Origin of the sequence: Amycolatopsis sp. NPDC049688 (genome assembly GCF_040674975.1) — a bacterium.
Taxonomy (GTDB): Bacteria; Actinomycetota; Actinomycetes; order Mycobacteriales; family Pseudonocardiaceae; genus Amycolatopsis.
Map to the genome: position 1 here is coordinate 242,617 of NZ_JBFANY010000013.1, position 17,668 is coordinate 260,284.

A 17,668-nucleotide genomic window follows, 5' to 3' on the forward strand; every position below is an offset into this window, starting at 1 on the left:
GCAGAATCGCCGGTGTGACCGACTTCCGCGACCCGGGCGATCGTGACACCGCGATGCCGCGCAAGGGTGCCGCCCGCACCGCCAAGCTCGCCAGTCTCCCGCTCGGCATCGCCGGCCGGGCGGTGGGCGGCTGGGGCAAGAGGCTCGCGGGCCAAAGCGCGGAGCAGGTGAGCGCGACGCTGTCGGCCAAGGCCGCCGAGCAGCTGTTCGAGGTGCTCGGCACGCTCAAGGGCGGGGCGATGAAGTTCGGCCAGGCGCTGAGCGTGTTCGAAGCGGCGGTGCCGGACGACATGGCGAAGCCCTACCGCGAAGCCCTGACGAAGCTGCAGGCCGCAGCGCCGCCGATGTCGTCCCGGCAGACCCACCGGGTGCTCGCCGAGCAGCTGGGCCGTACTTGGAGCAGCCGGTTCGCGTCCTTCGACGACGAGCCGGCGGCGGCCGCGAGCATCGGCCAGGTGCACCGCGCGGTCTGGCACGACGGCCGCACGGTCGCGGTGAAGGTGCAGTACCCGGGCGCCGACGAGGCCCTGCGCAGCGACCTGCGGCAGCTGCAGCGGTTCAGCCGGCTGTTCCAGGCGTTCGTGCCCGGCACCGAGGTCAAACCGCTGCTGGCCGAGCTCGCCGAGCGGATGAACGAGGAGCTCGACTACCAGGCCGAGGCCCAGCACCAGCGGGCGTTCGCGAAGGCGTTCGACGGCGATCCCGGCATCCTGGTGCCGCGGGTGGTGGCCAGCGCGCCGAAGGTCGTCGTCACGGAGTGGGTGACGGGCACCCCGTTGTCCAAGGTGATCGCGGACGGCGACCGTGAGACCCGCAACCTGGCGGGCCGGCTGCTGACGGAGTTCCACTACTCCTCGCCCGAGCGCGTCCACCTGCTGCACTCGGACCCGCACCCGGGCAACTTCATGATCACCGAGGACGACAGGCTGTGCGTCATCGACTTCGGCGGTGTCGCCCGGCTGCCGGAGGGCATCCCCCGCCACCTGGGCGAGATGACGCGGCTGGCCCTCGACGGCGAGTCGGCCGGGCTGATGCGCCTGCTGCGGGAGAACCGCTTCATCCGGCCGGACAGCGACCTGACGGCGGAGGAGGTACTGGCGTACCTGGCGCCGTTCACCGAGCCGCTGGCCGCGCCGACGTTCCACTTCACCCGCCGGTGGATGCAGAAGCAGGCCGGCCGGGTCGGCGACAGCCGCAGCAACGACTTCCGGGTCGGCCGGATGCTCAACCTGCCGCCCGAGTACCTGATGATCCACCGGGTGACGGCGGGGTCGACGGGCATCCTCTGCCAGCTCGACGCCGAGATCCCGGCGCGCGGCATCGTGGAGCGCTGGCAGCCCGGGTTCGCCGCCTGAGTTGTCCACAGGTGGCGCCCCGAACGGAGGGATTCCGCCGAGTTGTCCACAGGTGCGGCGGACGGGGTTCCACCCGGTTGGCCGAGCCGCCATGCTCGAAGCATGACTGCTACTCAGTGCACCGACCCGCTGTCCCTCGGTAATCCCGGTCCGGGCGAGGTGATGAACCTCGAACAGTTGCGAAGGGCCGGGGTATCGGACCGAAGAACCCGGCGGCTCTGCGGCCCCGGCGGGCCGTGGCGCCGCCTGCACCCCGGTGTCGTCCTGCTGCGCAACACCGCGCCGACGCGGCAGCAGCTGCTGCACGCGCTGCTGGTGCGATACGGGCCGAAGGTGGTGATCACCGGCGCCGACGCCCTGCAGGCCCACGGCGTCAAGTGCGAGGCGGGCGACATCCGCCTGCTGGTCCCCGACCACTGCCGGGTGGCGGCGTGCGAAGGGGTCAGGCTGGCCCGCACGGCCCGCTTGCCGGACCCGGTGGTGGTCGACGACCTGCCGTTCGCCCCACCGGCCCGCGCCACGCTGGACCTGGCCCGCACCGAGCCGGACCCGGCCCGCATCCGCCACCTGGTGACGTTGCCGCTGTATTGGGGCTTGTGCAGCCGCCAGGAGCTGCTGCTGGAGCTGGCCGAAGGCCCCCAACGCGGCACGGCGGCGGTCCGCAAGGTGCTGCGCGACCTCGACGAGATCCCGATCCAGGCCCACGGCCTGGCCACCCGCATCCTGGACCTGGCACCTCTGCCCCCACCGAGCTGGGACCAGACGATCTGCGACCGCCGAGGCCGCCGCCTCGGCGAAGCGGACGCATGGTGGGACGAGATAGGCCTGGCCTGGCAGTACCGCTGCACCCCAGGCCCCGGAGGCGGCTTCAGCCACCTGGCCCTGGCGGCGACGGGCATAGTCCTGGTCCGCTGCACGGTCCGCCAGCTCCGCCAGGTCCCCGAAGAGGTGGCCCAGGAACTGGCCCGAGCCTTCGGCGAGGCCTCCCGAACCCCCCGCCCCAAGGTCCGAGTAATCCCCCTGACCTCAGAAGGAGACGCAGCCTGACCCACCCACCCCCTACGCCCACAACCCGACCCTCGAGTCACGCAAGCCGACCCTCCAGGCCCACGAGCCGACCCTCCAGACACGCGAGTCGACCCTCCAGACACGCGAGTCGACCCTCCAGACACGCGAGTCGACCCTCCAGACACGCGAGCCGACCCTCCAATCACGCGAGCCGACCCTCCAAACACACGAGATGCCCCTCCAAACACACGAGATGCCCCTCCAGACACGTGTGATGCCTCCTCAATCACGCGAGATGCCCGTCCGAACAAGCGAATTCCGCCTCCGATCACGCGAGTTCCGCCCTCGATCACGCGAGTTACGGATCCGATCACGCGAGCCACGGGCTCAACCACCAAGTTCGCGTGTGGGGCGGGTCGCGGTTCGGACGGTTGGTTGGCTCGCGCACGGGAAGGTCGGTTCCCAGGTCCGGCGTGTTGGCTCGCGCGCCGGATGAGCGGCTCGCGGCCCGGGCCGCGCCACGGAGGGTCGGCGCGCTGCACCGAGCAATCAGCCCACCTGCCGACCCGGCCCGCGGGCTCGGCCGGGGAGGCGGCCACCCGCCCGAGCGGGGCCGGCCGCGCAACCCGCCCCGCCGTTCCATCCGTTCGCGGCGAAACCCGCCGCCTCAACCACTCAGGAGTGCGATTTGGTCACCAGTACTCGTCCGGGAGCTTGCCCTCGATGTCGCGCACATGCTGCCTCGCGCAGTCCGGGCACAGCCACCGCACCGCACCGCGCTCCCGCGTGGAAACCCAGGCGAGGGCCGTGACCGGGTCATCGTCGGCTGTGCGGGTGTGGCCGCAGCGCGTGCACACCTGTGGCTCCGGCGCGCTCACCGGGACCGTCCACAGTGGATTGCCTTGGCGCCGAAGAGGTACAGATCGTCCCGGCGGCCGAGGAAGTGCGGTCCTTGCGGATCGGTCAGGGCCGCGACCGCGGCGCGATCGTCGACGTCGAGCCACTCCGCGGCCCAGTCGGCGAGCCATCCGATGCGGTGCACGACGTATTCGCGCAAGAGTTCCGAACCCGGCATCGGGTGGTCGATGAGCGCGCCGAAGGACTCCACGTCCGAGAGACCGGCTTCCCGAAGTGCGCGCGTCCAGCCGTACGGCATCGCAACGCTGCCCGGCAGCCCGGCGCGCATCCGGGCAAACCACGCAGCCCGCGCGGCGTGCAACCGCTGCTCCAGCCCGGGCCGCCCGACCCCGAGCTCCCACGGGAGGCAACGCAGCTCAAGCCCGCCCTCGCCAATGGCCAGCACCCCACCCGGCCGCAACAGCCCGGCGAGCGTACGCAGCGCGGCCTGCTGATCACCGACATGGTGCACAACGCCGGAAGCCCACACGAGATCAGCAGCGGGCACGGCCAGGCCGGGATCGGCAAGATCCCCAAGCAGGCTGACAACCTCAACAGCGCCGGCGGCCGACCCAGTCGATGCCTCACCCCCGGCCTGGCCAACGACCTCAACAGAGCCGGCAACCGACCCACCGGAACCAGCCGACGCTTCACCCGCAGCCTGTGCAACCTGAGCGGAGCCAGCGGCCGATGCCGCCCCAGCCAGCCCACCCGACCGCTCGTGGATTTCCGCGGGGCCAGCCACGGCTCGCCCCGCCTCGACGACGTCAACAGAGTCAGCGGCCGACCCCACCGCAGGCGGCCCACCAGACCGCCCATCGCCCGCGGTGGAACCAGCCACGGCCCGCCCCACCTCGGCGGCGACCTCGGCAGAGCCGGCGACCGACCCCGCCCCAGCCGGCCCATCGGCGGCACCAGCCACAGCCCGCTCCGCCTCGGCGAGTAGCTCCGGTGTCGCGTCGACCAGCACCACCCGGCCTCCACCCCGGCGAGCCAGCTCGCGCGCGAACAGCACGCTCATCCCACCCGCGCCACAGCCGACGTCGACGATCGTCGGGCGGTCCGGCAAACCGGACACCAGCCGCCGGGCGACCGGCGTCAGCGCCGATGCGTCCAGCGTGTCCGCCATGCGCAGCTGGGTCAGGCGGTCCGCCCAGTCGATGTCGTCGTGGGTGTGTCCGGGCATCGGCCCATTGAACACCAGGAAGGCCCCTGCCGCCGGGGGCGGCAGGGGCCTTCCTCTTCAGCTCTGGTGGCGCTCCGCCCGGCGAGCCGCCCATCGGGCTACTCGCGTCCAGCGGCGGACCGCGCGTGCGCTACCTCGGGCCCGCTGGGCGCGGATCCCCTCCTCCAGATCCCGTATTCGGGCCCTGGACAGTTCTTCATACAGCAACATCTCGCTGATCTCCTCGATCTCGGTCTTCGTCAACTGCAGTTGCGGACGGCACATCCGCGCTTCGTAGTCCTTCGCGGTAACCGGTTCGACGCTCATGCGGCGGCGCTCCGGTGATCGCCGGCGGCCTTGGCCGCGGCGGGCTCGACCGCTGCGTTCTTGCGCGGGCGGCCGCGGGGCCGCTTGCGCGCGATCACGACGCCACGCTCGAAGATCTCGCCGCCCCAGACGCCCCACGGCTCGCGCCGGGCCAGTGCGCCCGCCAGGCAGGCCTCGCGGACCGGGCAGTCGGCGCACTGCGCCTTCGCCCGCTCGAGCTCGGCCGGCGACTCCGCGAACCACAGGTCCGCGTCGCCGGAACGGCAGGGCAGCGCCACGTCGGGCACCGCGATCGGGTCGAGCAGGTCGGCGAATATTGCCTCACCCGAGGTGTAGGCGATGGCCGAAGACATGGTGGTTCCTCCTTGTGTCGTACGGGTTTTCGGTTGGGTGACGGAGCTGGGCAACGCTGGTTCCTCTTGGGTTGTGCAGCCAAAAACACGAAGGCCGCGGATCCGGGGTTTCCGGTTCCGCGGCCTTCGTGAGCCTCGTGTCCTGACTAGGTCAGGAACTTCGCTCCCGTATCGACAACGGAACACGGAACTGCTTGATGGTCGGCAGATCGGCCTGCGGGTACGCGGCGAGAACGCCCTGCGTCCCGAAGACGACGACACCGGTGGCCCAACGACGCTCGACGCGCGCCATGCCACGGATCTCGTGCGCGCTCACGGACACACCGGTGCCCGGGCGCGAAGCGACCGCGACTTCCGCGGCGCAGGACAGACGGGTGCCAGGGTTCGTGAGCGTCATGTTGATGGTCATTTCACCGGCACCTCCTTCTGTACTCTGCACACACGGCCGCCGAGCGGCGCTGCAACGTGGATCCCCAGCCGAGCCCTTCGGGCTCGGTACTGGCAGGTTATTGCTCCGCACCACACCGAGGCAACTCAATTAACGGGAAAATCCTCGAAGTTACGAAGATCGCCCCTGAGCAGCGGGTTCGCCGCGTCGATCATGGTCCGGACGCGGTCAAGACCCCGTCGACGCCCGGACGACGCCGAGGATCTCGGCGCCGAACCGTTCGAGCTTCGTCGCGCCGATGCCGGAGATCGACACCAGCGCCGCCTCGTCCGCCGGGCGCTGCTCGGCGATGGCCATCAGGGTCGCGTCCGTGAACACGACGAACGCCGGCACCTTCAGCTCGCGCGCCCGGTCCGCGCGCCACGTCTTCAGCCGCTCCAGCAGGCCCTCATCCACTGTGGACGGGCAGCGCCCGCACCGGCCCAGCTTGACGTCGATGGTCTCCAGCAGCGGCCCGCCGCAGACGCGGCAGCGCGCCGCCTTCACCGGCGCCGCCTTCTGCTGGGCCGACCGCGCCACCCGGGCGGCCGGGTGGTCCTCCGGGATCAGGCCGTACAGGAACCGGCTGCGCCGCCGGTTGCGGCGCCCGCCCGGCGTCCGGGCCAGCGCCCACGACAGCCACAGGTGCTCGCGGGCCCGCGTGACGCCGACGTAGAACAGCCGCCGCTCCTCCTCGATAGCCGCTTCGTCGTCGCCGGCGTGCAGGATCGGCATCGTGCCCTCAGCGAGGCCGACGAGGAACACCGCGTCCCACTCCAGGCCCTTCGCGGCGTGCAGCGACGCCAGCGTCACGCCCTCCACCGTCGGCGGGTGCTGGGCCGCGGCGCGCTGGTCGAGCTCGGCGCAGAAGCGCGGCAGGTCCGCGTCCGCGACCGTCGCCGCGAGCTCTTCGGCCAGTTCGACGATCGCCAGGAGCGCGTCCCAGCGCTCCTTCGCCGCACCACCCGCGGGCGGCGACTCGGTCAGGCCGACCCGCGCGAGCACCGAACGCACCGTCGTGACCAGGTCGGAGCTGCCGTCGCCGCTCGCCGCCCGCAGCGCGGACATCGCCTGCCGGACCTCCGTCCGGTTGAAGAACCGCTCGCCGCCGCGCACCAGGTACGGGACGCCGGCGTCGGCCAGCGCCGACTCGTAGGCCTCGGACTGGGCGTTGACCCGGTAGAGGATCGCGATTTCGCTCGCCGCGACCCCGCCGTCCAGCAGCTCCCGCACCCGCCGGGCGACGGCCTCCGCCTCGACCGCTTCGTCGTCGAACTCGGCGAAGCGCGGCTCCGGCCCCGGCGGCCGCTGCCCGATCAGCTTCAGCCGCGAGCCCGCCGGGCGGCCCCGCGCGGCGCCGATCACCCGGTTGGCCAGCGCGACGACCTCGGGCGTCGACCGGTAGTCGCGCTCGAGCCGGACGACGGTGGCGTCCGGGAAGCGGCGCGTGAACTCGAGCAGCGGCCGCGGCGACGCGCCGCCGAAGGAGTAGATGGTCTGGTTGGCGTCGCCGACGACGGTGAGGTCGTCGCGCCCGCCGAGCCACGCGTCGAGCAGGCGCTGCTGCAGCGGCGTCACGTCCTGGTACTCGTCGACGACGAAGCAGCGGTAGCGGTCGCGGAACTCCTCGGCGACGACGCCGTGTTCCTCGAGCACCGCCGTCGTGTGCAGCAGCAGGTCGTCGAAGTCGAGGACCTGCGCGGCGGTCTTCAGCTCTTCGTACGTGCGGTAGACCTCGGCGACCTGCGCCGCCGGCGCCGGGATGTCCCGCTGGGCGCGAGCGGTGACGGCCGGGTAGTCGTCCGGGCTGACCAGCGACGCCTTCGCCCACTCGATCTCGCTCGCCAGGTCGCGCAGGACCTCGACCTCGGTGCCGAGCCGGGCCCGGTTCGCGGCCTGGCCGACGAACCGCAGCTTGTTCTCCATCAGGTCCCACGGCCGGTCGCCGACCACCCGCGGCCAGAAGTAACGCAGCTGGCGGCGCGCGGCGGCGTGGAAGGTCAGGGCCTGCGCCGCGTCGACGCCGAGGCCGCGCAGGCGCGTCCGCATTTCGCCCGCGGCCCGCGTCGTGAACGTGACGGCAAGCACCTGACCGGCGGAAACGTGCCCCGACCGGACGAGGTGGGCGATGCGGTGGGTGATCGTCCGGGTCTTGCCCGTGCCGGCCCCGGCGAGCACGCAGACCGGCCCCCGCGGGGCACTGGCGGCGGCGCGCTGCTCGGGGTCGAGACCATCGAGCAAACGGTTCAGGCTCTTGGGGGAAAGTACGCCGGTCACGTCCGGCATCCTCGCAGAGGGGGACGGGGAATCGGGGCAGGGGCACGCGGCCGTATCCTGGTCATATGGCGGGACAGCAGGACAAGGAAGCGGCCAAGCAGGCCAAGAAGGAGAAGCGCGCGGCGAGCAAGGCACGCCGTGGCCAGCTCTTCGAGGCCTTCAAGATGCAGCGCAAGGAAGACCCCTGGCTCATCCCGTGGATGGTCGGCGCGATCGTCGTCGTCGCCGGCGTCCTGTTCGGGGTCGGGTTCTTCTTCGACGCGCAGTGGGTGCTCCTGCCGCTGGGCCTGATCCTCGGCGGCCTCCTCGCCATGATCATCTTCGGCCGGCGCGTCCAGCGCACGGTCTACTCGAAGGCCGACGGCCAGCCCGGCGCCGCGGCGTGGGCGCTGGAGAACCTGCGCGGCCGCTGGAAGGTGACGCCGACGGTCGCGGCGACGACCCAGCTCGACGCGGTGCACCGGGTGCTCGGCGGTCCCGGCGTGGTGCTGGTCGCCGAAGGCGCGCCGCACCGCGTGAAGACCCTGCTCGCCCAGGAGAAGAAGCGCGTCTCCCGCCTGATCGGCGACACGCCGATCTACGACGTGACGATCGGCCACGAAGACGGCCAGCTCCCGCTGAAGAAGCTCCAGGGTTACCTGATGAAGCTGCCCCGCAACCTGAAGCCGGCCCAGGTCGACGCCCTCGAGGCGAAGCTGGCCGCCCTCGGCAACCGCGGCGCGGCGCTCCCGAAGGGCCCGATGCCCGCCGGCGCGAAGATGCGCAACGTCCAACGGACGATCCGCCGCCGCTGACTCCAGCAGACGACGAAGGCCCCTGTCCGGATCCGGACAGGGGCCTTTTCGCTCGGCACGTCGCCGGGCGACGGCGGCCGGACCGGCGAGGAGGCGAGGGCCGGGCCGTCGAACGCCCCTCAGCGCATCCGGATGACCACCGTGCCGGTCAGCCGGTCGAGCCAGCTGCGGCCGTCGGCGTTGCGGACCGCCGCCGGGATGATCACGAACGTCAGGGCCGCCCGGACCAGCGCGCGCACCGGGCCGACCAGCGCCGCGCCGTCGAGGCGGGCGACGCGGATGCCCACGACGGCCATCCCGGGCGTGAAGCCGAAGAAGCCGGCCGAGATGACCGAGATGATCGCCCACACGCCGCCGGACCACAGGTTGAACTGCTGCATCGCCGCCGGATCCTGCAGGCTGGGGTGCAGGAAGATCGCCGTGACCAGGGCCGCGATGACCAGGTCGACGATCAGCCCGAGCAGCCGCGCGCCCCCGCTCGCCGCCGCGCCAACGCCCGATTCGGGCAAACCGAACTTCTCACCGGGCCAGCGCGCGCCCTCTTGATCAGTGCCCTGAGCGCCGTCGCCGGTGCCGGGTAGCCATTCACCGGTCCATCTCGCCACCCGTCTAGGGTATGCCGGTGGCGTGGAGCACATCCGACCTGGTCGGATACCCGATATCGACCACCCGTTAACACCGGCGAAACATACGGGTGACGGTCGGGCAACACCGCACTTTTAGCGTGAGCCGAAGAGAGCACTGCCGTACGAGCTCGAACGAGAAGGAGTCACCGAGGGTGCCCACTACTCCAGACGACATCCAGCGCCTCATCGCCGACGAGGACGTCGAGGTCATCGACGTCCAGTTCTGCGACCTGCCCGGCGTGATGCAGCACTTCACGGTCCCCGCGAAGGCCTTCACCGAAGAGGCTTTCGAAGAGGGTCTCGCGTTCGACGGCTCCTCGGTGCGCGGCTTCCAGTCCATCCACGAGTCCGACATGCTGCTCCTGCCGGACGCGGCGACCGCGCGGATCGACCCGTTCCGCAAGGCGAAGACGCTCGCCCTCAACTTCTTCGTGCACGACCCGTTCACCCGTGAGGCGTACAGCCGCGACCCGCGCAACATCGCGCGCAAGGCCGAGCAGTACATCTCCGAGTACGGCGTCGCCGACAACGTCTACTTCGGTCCCGAAGCCGAGTTCTACATCTTCGACTCGGTCCGCTTCGACTCCGCCGAGCACGCCTCCTTCCACGAGATCGACTCGATCGAGGGCTGGTGGAACACCGGCGCCGACGAGGTCGGCGGCAACCAGGGCTACAAGACGAAGTTCAAGGGCGGCTACTTCCCGGTCCCGCCGGTCGACCACTTCGCCGACCTGCGCGACGAGATCGTCCGTAACCTGACGAACACCGGTTTCGAGATCGAGCGCGCGCACCACGAGGTGGGCACCGCCGGCCAGACCGAGATCAACTACAAGTTCAACACGCTGCTGCACGCGGCCGACGACCTGCAGCTGTTCAAGTACATCGTGAAGAACACGGTGTTCGCGGCGGGCAAGACGGCGACGTTCATGCCGAAGCCCCTCGCCGGCGACAACGGCTCGGGCATGCACTGCCACCAGTCGCTGTGGAAGGACGGCCAGCCGCTGTTCCACGACGAGTCGGGCTACGCCGGCCTGTCGGACACCGCGCGCCACTACATCGGCGGCCTGCTCAAGCACGCCCCGAGCCTGCTGGCCTTCACGAACCCGACGGTGAACTCCTACCACCGCCTGGTCCCGGGCTTCGAGGCCCCGGTTTCGCTGGTGTACTCGCAGCGCAACCGTTCGGCGTGTGTCCGGATCCCGATCACGGGCAACAACCCGAAGGCCAAGCGCGCCGAGTTCCGCTGCCCGGACTCGTCGGGCAACCCGTACCTGGCGTTCTCGGCGATGATGATGGCCGGCCTCGACGGCATCCGGAACAAGATCGAGCCGCCGGACCCGATCGACAAGGACCTGTACGAGCTCCCGCCCGAGGAGGCCAAGGACGTCAAGCTCGTCCCGGGCGACCTGGGCACGGTGCTGGACACGCTGGAGGCGGACCACGAGTACCTCCTCGAGGGCGGCGTGTTCACCCCGGACGTGATCGAGACGTGGATTTCGTACAAGCGCGAGAACGAGATCGACCCGCTGCGCCTGCGCCCGCACCCGTACGAGTTCGCCCTGTACTACGACGTGTGATCCGGTAGTACGGCCCTGGACACGCCGGTGGCGAGGAGCGAAGAGCCCTCGCCACCGGCGTTTCTTATTCCGCCGTCGACATCAGGCGAAGGTCCGCGCCCGCCGCTTCGAACCGGCCCCGCGGGTTCTCCACCAGCTTCCGGCGCTCCAGGTCCATCAACCCCAGCGTGCAGGTGATCTCCGCGGCGAGCGTGCCGTCGAGCTTGATGATGTTCGAGTCCATCTTGAACGTCTTGCCGGTGCCGAACCTGACGTCGCACGTCACGTCGACTTCGTCGCCCGCGCGGAGCTCGCGGCGGAACACCACGTGGGTCTCCAGCAACACCGACGCCACGCCCGGGAGGCCCTTCAGCGCCCCCGCCGCTTCCAGCAGCTCCAGCCGGGAGACCTCGCCGTACGAGTGGTACACCGCGTGGTTGAGGTGGCCCAGCGTGTCCAGCTCGTAGTGCCGGACCTTGATCCTCGTGCGGAACGGTTCGCGATCGGTCACCGGCCCACTGTAGGTCAGGCTTCGTAGAACAGGTGCTCCACCACCGTGTGCGCCCGGCGGGTGATGCGGCGGTACGTGTCCAGGAACTCGCCCGGGTCGTCCTCCGCCGGGCGGCCGAACACGCGGGCCACCGCCGCCAGGTCGCGGCCCGAACCCGGGACCTCGTCGACCGCCTTGCCGCGGACCAGCATTCCCGCGTTGCGTACCCGGGTTGCCAGCAGCCACGCTTCGCGCAGCGAGTCCGCTTCGGACTGCGAAGCCAGCCCCGCCTCCGGCAGGCAGGCCAGCGCGTCCAGCGTCGACGTCGTCCGCAGCCCGGGCACCTCGTGCGCGTGCTGCAGCTGCAGGAGCTGCACCGTCCATTCGACGTCGGCGAGGCCGCCGCGGCCCAGCTTCGTGTGGCGCGTGGGGTCGGCGCCGCGGGGCATGCGCTCGGTCTCGACGCGGGCCTTGATGCGGCGGATCTCCCGCGCCTTCGTCCCGTCCAGGCCGCCCTCGGGGTAGCGGATCGGGTCGATCATCGCGATGAACCGCTCGCCGAGGTCGTCGTCGCCGGCGATGAACCGCGCGCGCAGCAACGCCTGGGCTTCCCACACCTCGCCCCACCGCGCGTAGTACGCGCGATACGACTCCAAGGTGCGGACCAGCGGCCCACTGCGGCCCTCCGGGCGCAGGTCGGCGTCGACCACCAGGGCCGGATCCGAGCTCGGCGCGCCGAGCATCTTCCGGACCGTCTCCGCGACCGACGAAGCGAACTTCACCGCGTCGGCGTCCGAAACGCCTTCGGACGGCTCGCACACGAAGAGCACGTCGGCGTCGGAGCCGTAGCCCAGTTCCGCGCCGCCGAGGCGGCCCATCCCGATGACGGCGATGCGCGCCGGCGTGCGCCCCAGCTCGGCTTGGCGCTGGCGGAACGCCGCGGCCAACGCGCCCTGCAGCACCGCAACCCAGACCGAAGACAGCGCTTCGCAGACCTCAGGCACGTCGAGCAGCCCGAGCAGGTCCGCGCACGCGACGCGCAGGAGTTCGTGGCGCCGCAGGGATCGCGCCGCGGCGACGGCGGCGTTCAACCCGGGCTGACGCCGGACGGCGGCCCGCAGCGACGTCGCCACCTCGGCCGGCGTGCGGCCCACCAGGCGCGCTGGGTCGCCGAGCAGCTGCAGCACCTCCGGCGCGCGGACCAGCAGGTCGGGCACCAGCCTCGACGTGCCGAGCAGGAGCGCCAGGTTCTCCACGACCGTGCCCTCGTCGCGCAGCACCCGGAGGTACCACGGGGTGTCTTCGAGCGCCTCGGACACCTTCCGGTACGACAGCAGCGCGCCGTCGGGATCGGGCGTGTCCGCGAAGAGGGCGAGTAGCACCGGCAGCAGCGCCTGCTGGATCGCCGCGCGCCGCGAAACCCCCGCGGTGAGGGCTTTGATGTGCTGGAGCGCGCCGTCGGGTGCGGTGTAGCCGAGCGCGGCCAGGCGGCTGGCGGCCTGCTTGGTCGTCAGGCGCAGAGCCTCGGTCGGCACGTTCGCGACCGACTGCAGCAGCGGCCGGTAGAAGATCTTTTCGTGCAGGCGCCGGATGCCCTGGCTGTGCCGCCGGAATTCCGCGAGCAGCGCCTCGCCCTGGCTCCGGCCGCCCGTGGCCTTGATCCCGCCGGCCCTGGCCAGGATGCGCAGCTCGTCGGTGTCCGTCGCCGCCGGGAACAGGTGCGTCCGGCGCAGCCGCCGCAGCTGCAGCCGGTGCTCGATCATCCGCAGGAACTCGTACGACGCCCCCAGCTCGGCGGCGTCCTGACGGCCGACGTACCCGCCCTCGCCGAGCGCCGCGAGCGCGTCCATCGTGGACGGTGAACGCAGGTCCGCGTCGACCCGGCCGTGCACGAGCTGCAGCAGCTGCACGGCGAACTCGACGTCGCGCAGGCCGCCGCGGCCCAGCTTCAGCTCGCGCTCGGCGTGCTCCGACGGCACGTGCCCCTCGACGCGGCGCCGCATCTGCTGCACCTCGGCGACGAAGTTCTCGCGGTCGGCGGCCGACCACACCAGCGGCGCCACCATCTCGGCGTACTGGCGGCCGAGCTCGGCGTCGCCCGCCACCGGACGGGCCTTGAGCAGGGCCTGGAACTCCCAGGTCTTGGCCCACTTCTGGTAGTAGCCGCGATGGCTGTCCACGGTGCGGACGAGCGCGCCGGCCTTGCCCTCGGGGCGCAGCGCCGCATCGACCTCGAAGCACGCCTTCCCGACGACGCGCATCATCGTGCTCGCCAGCCGCGTGGCGAGGCCGAGGTCGCCCTCGCCGACGAAGATGACGTCGACGTCGCTGACGTAGTTGAGCTCCCGGCCGCCACACTTGCCCATCGCGATGATCGAAAGGGTGCCTTCGGCGGACGTGCCGGCTTCGGCCTCGGCGACGCCCAGCCCGGCGGCCAGCGCGGCTTCGGCGAGCTCGGTCAGCTGCGCCGCGACCTCGGCGTAGCTCGGGTGCTCGAGACCGGCCTCCACGAGGTGGCCGAGGTCGGCGGCGGCGATGCCGAGCAGCTGGCCGCGGTAGGCGACCTTGAGCGCCTGCTCGGCTTCGGTGCCGGTGAGCACCGAGCCGTCGTCACGCAGGAGCGCCGCGCGCAGGGCCTCGCGGTAGCAGGCGGAGTCGGTGCACTTGTCGGCCGTGAGCGCGTGCCACTGGCCGGGGTTGGCGGCGAGGAAGTCGGCGAGCGCGCTCGACGTGCCCAGGACGCTGAGGAGCCGTCCGCGGAAGGTCCGGTGGGCGCGCAGCTGTTCTTCGAGCGCGGTCCACTCCCCGGCGTCGGCCTCGCGGATCCGGTCCAGGCCGCGCAGCGCGAGGTCGGGATCGGCGGTGCGCGACAACGCCGCGAGCACGTCGGCGGCCGCGTCGGCCGGGCCGGCGTCGGCCCACCAGCCGGCCGCGCGCAGCTGCCCCTCGGCACGGGCGTCGGTGAAGCCGTACCTCGCCGCCGAAGCGGTCGTTCGCGCGCGGTCTGCCATCACCGACCACCGTAGCCGGGGAACGCGGCTCAGGCGGCGAGCCGGCCCGGCTCGGTTCCGGCGGGCGTCGGCTCGGGCACCTGGAAGCTGTGCGCGGTGACGGGGTGGCGGCGCGAAAGCAGGTAGATGCCGAGGCCCACGGCGATCCCGGCGACGCCGACGGCGATCGTGCCGGCGGTGCCGAGGGACGCGACCTTGCCGGAGATCGCGCCGACGACCGCGGCCGCGGGCAGCGTGAACAGCCACGCGACGACCATCCGGCCCGCCATCCGCCAGCGGACCGGCGCGTCGCGGCGGCCGACGCCGGAGCCGACGATCCCGCCGGAGCACACGTGCGTCGTCGACAGCGGGAAACCCAGCCGCGACGAAACCAGGATGACCAGCGCCGAGCTCGTCTGGGCGGCGAAGCCCTGCGGGCCCTCGATGTCCGTCAAGCCCTTGCCGAGGGTGTGGGTGATGCGCCAGCCGCCGAGGTAGGTGCCGGCCGCGAGGGCGCAGGCGGCGCTGATGATCACCCAGACGGGTGGCGCGGCGCCCGAGGGGAGGCTGCCGGCGGTGACGAGCGTCAGCGTGATGACGCCCATGGTCTTCTGCGCGTCGTTGGTGCCGTGGGCGAGGGAGACCAGCGACGCCGAGACGATCTGGCCGACCTTGAACCCGCGCGTGGCCGGGCGGCCGCGCACCAGGAAGCGGTAGACGAGGTAGGTGGCGGCCATCGCGACGAGACCGGCGATGACCGGGCTGGCCGCCGCCGGGACCAGGACCTTCTCGACGATCTTTCCGAAGTGGACCGAATCGGTGCCCGCGGAGATCCAGGTGGCGCCGATCAGGCCGCCGAACAGCGCGTGCGACGAACTCGACGGCAGGCCGACGAACCACGTCACGAGGTTCCAGACGATCGCGCCGATCAGCCCGCCGAAGACGATCGACGGGCCGATCTTCGTGTCGTCCACCAGCCCACTTGAGATCGTCTTGGCGACCTCCACCGACAGGAACGCGCCGACCAGGTTCAGCACCGCCGAGATCGCGACGGCCACCCGGGGTTTGAGGGCCCCGGTGGCGATCGACGTGGCCATCGAGTTCGCGGTGTCGTGGAACCCGTTCGTGAAATCGAAAACCAGGGCCGTGACGACGACGACCACGACCAGCAACGAGGGTTGCACCCCGACCTCCGCACCCTTGTGGGGACTCTGTCCGCAAGGTACCTGACGGGTGCGCCCGGCGTTAACGGGCTGTTGCAGGTTGTGACTTCTGTCGTCAAGCCAGCGGTAACGTGCGTTGACTTGCCGCGGCGGGTTCGAGCTCGCCGGCGGCCAGCTTGACGAACCGGTGGGCGAAGGGCCGCCAGGTTTCCTCGATGTCGGCGTGCACGGTGACCAGCTTGTCGTGGTCGAGCGCGCCGGGCCGGGCGAACTCGGCTTCGCCGGGGCATTCGACGGCCCAGCTCTCGACGACCTCCGGCGTCGTCTCGATGTGGAACTGGACGCCGTAGACGCAACGGCCGAGCCGGTAGGCCTGGTGCGGGTAGCGCGGCGAGGATGCGAGCAGCTCGGCACCGGGCGGGAGCCGGGTGATGGCGTCGGTGTGGAACTGGAGGACGTCCTGCACGAGCGGCAGGTCGGCGAAGAGCGGGTCGGTCCACGCCGCGTCCTTCTTGCTGACGAGGTACGGCCCGACCTCGGGCCCGTCGGGACCGGCCTCGACGCGGCCGCCGGTCGCGACGGCCAGCAGCTGCGCGCCGAGGCAGATCCCGAGCGTGGGCAGGCTCTTCGACACCGCCTTGGCCAGCAGCCGCCGGACGTCGGCGAGCCACGGGTGCGCGGCGTCGTCTTCCGCGGCCATGCTGCCGCCCAGGCAGACGACGCCCTGGTAGCCGTCGAGGTCCGGCAGTTCTTGCCCGGGCAGCAGGCGGACGTCGAGTTCCGCGCCGGCGTCGGTGAGCCAGTCGCCGAGGGGACCGGCCGGGTCCGAGGCGTCCGGCTGGATGATCAGCAGTCGTGTCACGGGATCCAGGGTAGGTCAGCAGGCGCAGCGGATCCCCGGGGTCGCCGATCCTTCGACGGGCGTTCCTTCGACGGGGTAGCCGGCGGCGATCCAGCTGGTGATGCCGCCGGAAAGCCGTTTCACCTTGAAGCCGAGCTGGGCGAGCTTGAGCGCGCCTTTCGTGGCGGCGTTGCACTGGGCGCTTTCGCAGTAGCAGACGTACACGAGGTCGCGGTCGAGGTCTTTCGTGCTTTCGGCGGTCATGTCCCGGTAGGGCAGGTTGATCGCGCCGGGGATGCGGGCGTGGGCGAAGGCTTCGGGCGCGCGGGTCTCGACGACGACGTAGCCGTCGGTGCGTCCGGCTTCGAGGTCCTGGACGAGGTCGTCGGGATCGACCTCGAAGCCGAGCTCGGCCGCGAAGTACGCGACGGCGGCTTCGGGCGCGGCGGCGGGGAAGGCGAGCGTGCGTGTCATGGGGTAAATCCTGCTGGGCCGGGCGGGTTCGGGACAGGGCAGAATCGGCGTGGAAGCCCGGATCGGCCGGGGATTTCCCTGTTCTGGCCCTGCGATCCCGGGAGAGTTGCGGTGGAGCACCTCGACGACGTCGACTGGCAGCTGCTGGAGCTCCTGCAGGCCGACGGCAGGCTGAGTTTCTCCGAGCTGGGGCGCCGGGTGTCGCTGTCCGGATCGGCGGTGACGGAACGGGTACGCCGTCTCGAGGAGCGCGGGGTGATCACCGGCTACGCGGCGAGTGTCGACACGACGAAGCTGGGGCTGCCGATCGAGGCGTTGGTGCGGGCCCGGGTGCGGAGTCTGGACACACCGCGGTTCCGGACGGCGGTGCTGCCGCTGCCTCAGGTCGTTGCCGCGGATCATGTGACGGGGGACGAGTGCTGGGTGCTGCGGGTGCTGTGCCGGGATACCGCGGAGCTGGAGGCGTTGGTCGAGAAGGTACAGCGGTACGGGGAGACGACGACGTCGCTGGTGTTGTCGTCGCCGTTGCGGGGGCGGGCGCCGGGGCGGCCGGGGTTGGGTTGAGGCTTTGCGCGTGATTGCAGGGGCATCACGCGTGACTGGAGGGGCATCACGGCGGCCGGGCAGGCGGAACTCGCGTGTTCCAGGGCGGGATTCGCGTGACTGGGGTCGGGACTCGCGTGATTGAGGCCGAAACTCGCCGCCTCGGCCGGCGGTTCACGTGCCTGGAGGGTCGGTCCGCGTACCCAGACGGTCGGCCGGCGTGCCTGGAGGGTCGGCTCGCGTGATTGAAGGGTCAGCACGCGTGATTGGGGGGTCGACACGGCGGCCGGTGGGAATGCGAAAAAGGGCCTGGGCCGGGAGACTCTTGGTCTCTACCGGGCCCAGGCCCTTCTCCAACGTAAGTTCGGCGGTGTCCTACTCT

17 protein-coding genes are annotated in these 17,668 nt (G+C 71.4%); 5 read left to right on the top strand and 12 right to left on the bottom strand.

Annotated elements, in window-relative coordinates:
- The first annotated feature begins 14 nt into the window (after positions 1 to 14).
- Complete coding sequence (locus AB0J55_RS33515; RefSeq protein ID WP_364257686.1) at positions 15 to 1,355, top strand: AarF/ABC1/UbiB kinase family protein; 1,341 nt, start codon at positions 15 to 17, stop codon at positions 1,353 to 1,355.
- 162 nt (positions 1,356 to 1,517) lie between these two features.
- A complete protein-coding gene (locus AB0J55_RS33520; RefSeq protein ID WP_364257752.1) occupies positions 1,518 to 2,402 on the top strand; it encodes a hypothetical protein in 885 nt (294 codons plus the stop codon).
- A 653-nt stretch (positions 2,403 to 3,055) separates the two neighbouring features.
- Here AB0J55_RS33520 and AB0J55_RS33525 read toward each other — a convergent pair.
- The 6 genes from AB0J55_RS33525 to AB0J55_RS33550 form a co-directional block, all read right to left on the bottom strand.
- Complete coding sequence (locus tag AB0J55_RS33525; RefSeq protein ID WP_364257689.1) at positions 3,056 to 3,241, bottom strand: hypothetical protein; 186 nt, start codon at positions 3,239 to 3,241, stop codon at positions 3,056 to 3,058.
- The gene (locus AB0J55_RS33530) at positions 3,238 to 4,446 is read right to left on the bottom strand and encodes a methyltransferase (RefSeq protein ID WP_364257692.1); all 1,209 of its coding nucleotides are present in this window, start codon (positions 4,444 to 4,446) and stop codon (positions 3,238 to 3,240) included. The genes AB0J55_RS33525 and AB0J55_RS33530 overlap by 4 nt, the downstream gene beginning before the upstream one ends.
- Positions 4,447 to 4,503: 57 nt before the next feature.
- Entirely contained in the window at positions 4,504 to 4,752 is a 249-nt protein-coding gene (locus AB0J55_RS33535) for a hypothetical protein (protein ID WP_364257695.1), read from the bottom strand.
- On the bottom strand, positions 4,749 to 5,105 hold the full coding sequence (locus AB0J55_RS33540; RefSeq protein WP_004561189.1) for a WhiB family transcriptional regulator: 357 nt from the start codon (positions 5,103 to 5,105) through the stop codon (positions 4,749 to 4,751). The genes AB0J55_RS33535 and AB0J55_RS33540 overlap by 4 nt, the downstream gene beginning before the upstream one ends.
- 151 nt (positions 5,106 to 5,256) lie before the next feature.
- Positions 5,257 to 5,514 (bottom strand): hypothetical protein, encoded by a 258-nt coding sequence (locus AB0J55_RS33545; RefSeq protein ID WP_364257699.1) that lies wholly within the window; start codon positions 5,512 to 5,514, stop codon positions 5,257 to 5,259.
- Between the two features lie 207 nt (positions 5,515 to 5,721).
- Positions 5,722 to 7,809, bottom strand: a complete 2,088-nt coding sequence (locus tag AB0J55_RS33550; RefSeq protein WP_364257702.1) for an ATP-dependent DNA helicase UvrD2 — start codon at positions 7,807 to 7,809, stop codon at positions 5,722 to 5,724.
- Between the two features lie 65 nt (positions 7,810 to 7,874).
- Between AB0J55_RS33550 and AB0J55_RS33555 the strand changes: the two genes are divergently transcribed.
- A complete protein-coding gene (locus AB0J55_RS33555) occupies positions 7,875 to 8,603 on the top strand; it encodes a DUF4191 domain-containing protein (protein WP_364257705.1) in 729 nt (242 codons plus the stop codon).
- A gap of 119 nt (positions 8,604 to 8,722) precedes the next feature.
- Here the strand turns inward: AB0J55_RS33555 and AB0J55_RS33560 are convergent, their stop codons facing one another.
- The gene (locus tag AB0J55_RS33560; RefSeq protein ID WP_364257755.1) at positions 8,723 to 9,112 is read right to left on the bottom strand and encodes an RDD family protein; all 390 of its coding nucleotides are present in this window, start codon (positions 9,110 to 9,112) and stop codon (positions 8,723 to 8,725) included.
- A gap of 269 nt (positions 9,113 to 9,381) precedes the next feature.
- Here AB0J55_RS33560 and glnA point away from each other — a divergent pair, with 269 nt between their 5' ends.
- Entirely contained in the window at positions 9,382 to 10,806 is a 1,425-nt protein-coding gene (glnA, locus tag AB0J55_RS33565; protein ID WP_364257708.1) for a type I glutamate--ammonia ligase, read from the top strand.
- A 64-nt stretch (positions 10,807 to 10,870) separates the two neighbouring features.
- Here glnA and AB0J55_RS33570 read toward each other — a convergent pair whose 3' ends face one another.
- From AB0J55_RS33570 to AB0J55_RS33590, 5 genes are all read right to left on the bottom strand, one after another.
- The gene (locus AB0J55_RS33570; protein ID WP_364257711.1) at positions 10,871 to 11,296 is read right to left on the bottom strand and encodes an acyl-CoA thioesterase; all 426 of its coding nucleotides are present in this window, start codon (positions 11,294 to 11,296) and stop codon (positions 10,871 to 10,873) included.
- 14 nt (positions 11,297 to 11,310) lie between these two features.
- Positions 11,311 to 14,286, bottom strand: coding sequence for a bifunctional [glutamine synthetase] adenylyltransferase/[glutamine synthetase]-adenylyl-L-tyrosine phosphorylase (locus AB0J55_RS33575; RefSeq protein WP_364257714.1), 2,976 nt, complete (start codon positions 14,284 to 14,286; stop codon positions 11,311 to 11,313).
- Positions 14,287 to 14,315: 29 nt separating this feature from the next.
- On the bottom strand, positions 14,316 to 15,449 hold the full coding sequence (locus tag AB0J55_RS33580; protein ID WP_364257717.1) for an inorganic phosphate transporter: 1,134 nt from the start codon (positions 15,447 to 15,449) through the stop codon (positions 14,316 to 14,318).
- Between the two features lie 94 nt (positions 15,450 to 15,543).
- On the bottom strand, positions 15,544 to 16,290 hold the full coding sequence (locus tag AB0J55_RS33585; protein ID WP_364257720.1) for a type 1 glutamine amidotransferase: 747 nt from the start codon (positions 16,288 to 16,290) through the stop codon (positions 15,544 to 15,546).
- 15 nt (positions 16,291 to 16,305) lie between these two features.
- Positions 16,306 to 16,743 (bottom strand): rhodanese-like domain-containing protein, encoded by a 438-nt coding sequence (locus tag AB0J55_RS33590; RefSeq protein ID WP_364257723.1) that lies wholly within the window; start codon positions 16,741 to 16,743, stop codon positions 16,306 to 16,308.
- A gap of 111 nt (positions 16,744 to 16,854) precedes the next feature.
- On the opposite strand from AB0J55_RS33590, the gene AB0J55_RS33595 reads away from it, so the two are divergent.
- Positions 16,855 to 17,307, top strand: coding sequence for an Lrp/AsnC family transcriptional regulator (locus AB0J55_RS33595; protein ID WP_364257726.1), 453 nt, complete (start codon positions 16,855 to 16,857; stop codon positions 17,305 to 17,307).
- Positions 17,308 to 17,668 lie beyond the last annotated feature (361 nt).

Coding starts and splice junctions, on each gene's coding strand:
- AB0J55_RS33555 (WP_364257705.1), top strand. CDS start 7,875: ATGGCGGGACAGCAGGACAAGGAAGCGGCCAAGCAGGCCAAGAAGGAG.
- AB0J55_RS33575 (WP_364257714.1), bottom strand. CDS start 14,286: ATGGCAGACCGCGCGCGAACGACCGCTTCGGCGGCGAGGTACGGCTTC.
- AB0J55_RS33520 (WP_364257752.1), top strand. CDS start 1,518: ATGAACCTCGAACAGTTGCGAAGGGCCGGGGTATCGGACCGAAGAACC.
- AB0J55_RS33535 (WP_364257695.1), bottom strand. CDS start 4,752: ATGAGCGTCGAACCGGTTACCGCGAAGGACTACGAAGCGCGGATGTGC.
- AB0J55_RS33540 (WP_004561189.1), bottom strand. CDS start 5,105: ATGTCTTCGGCCATCGCCTACACCTCGGGTGAGGCAATATTCGCCGAC.
- AB0J55_RS33545 (WP_364257699.1), bottom strand. CDS start 5,514: ATGACCATCAACATGACGCTCACGAACCCTGGCACCCGTCTGTCCTGC.
- AB0J55_RS33590 (WP_364257723.1), bottom strand. CDS start 16,743: ATGACACGCACGCTCGCCTTCCCCGCCGCCGCGCCCGAAGCCGCCGTC.
- AB0J55_RS33530 (WP_364257692.1), bottom strand. CDS start 4,446: ATGCCCGGACACACCCACGACGACATCGACTGGGCGGACCGCCTGACC.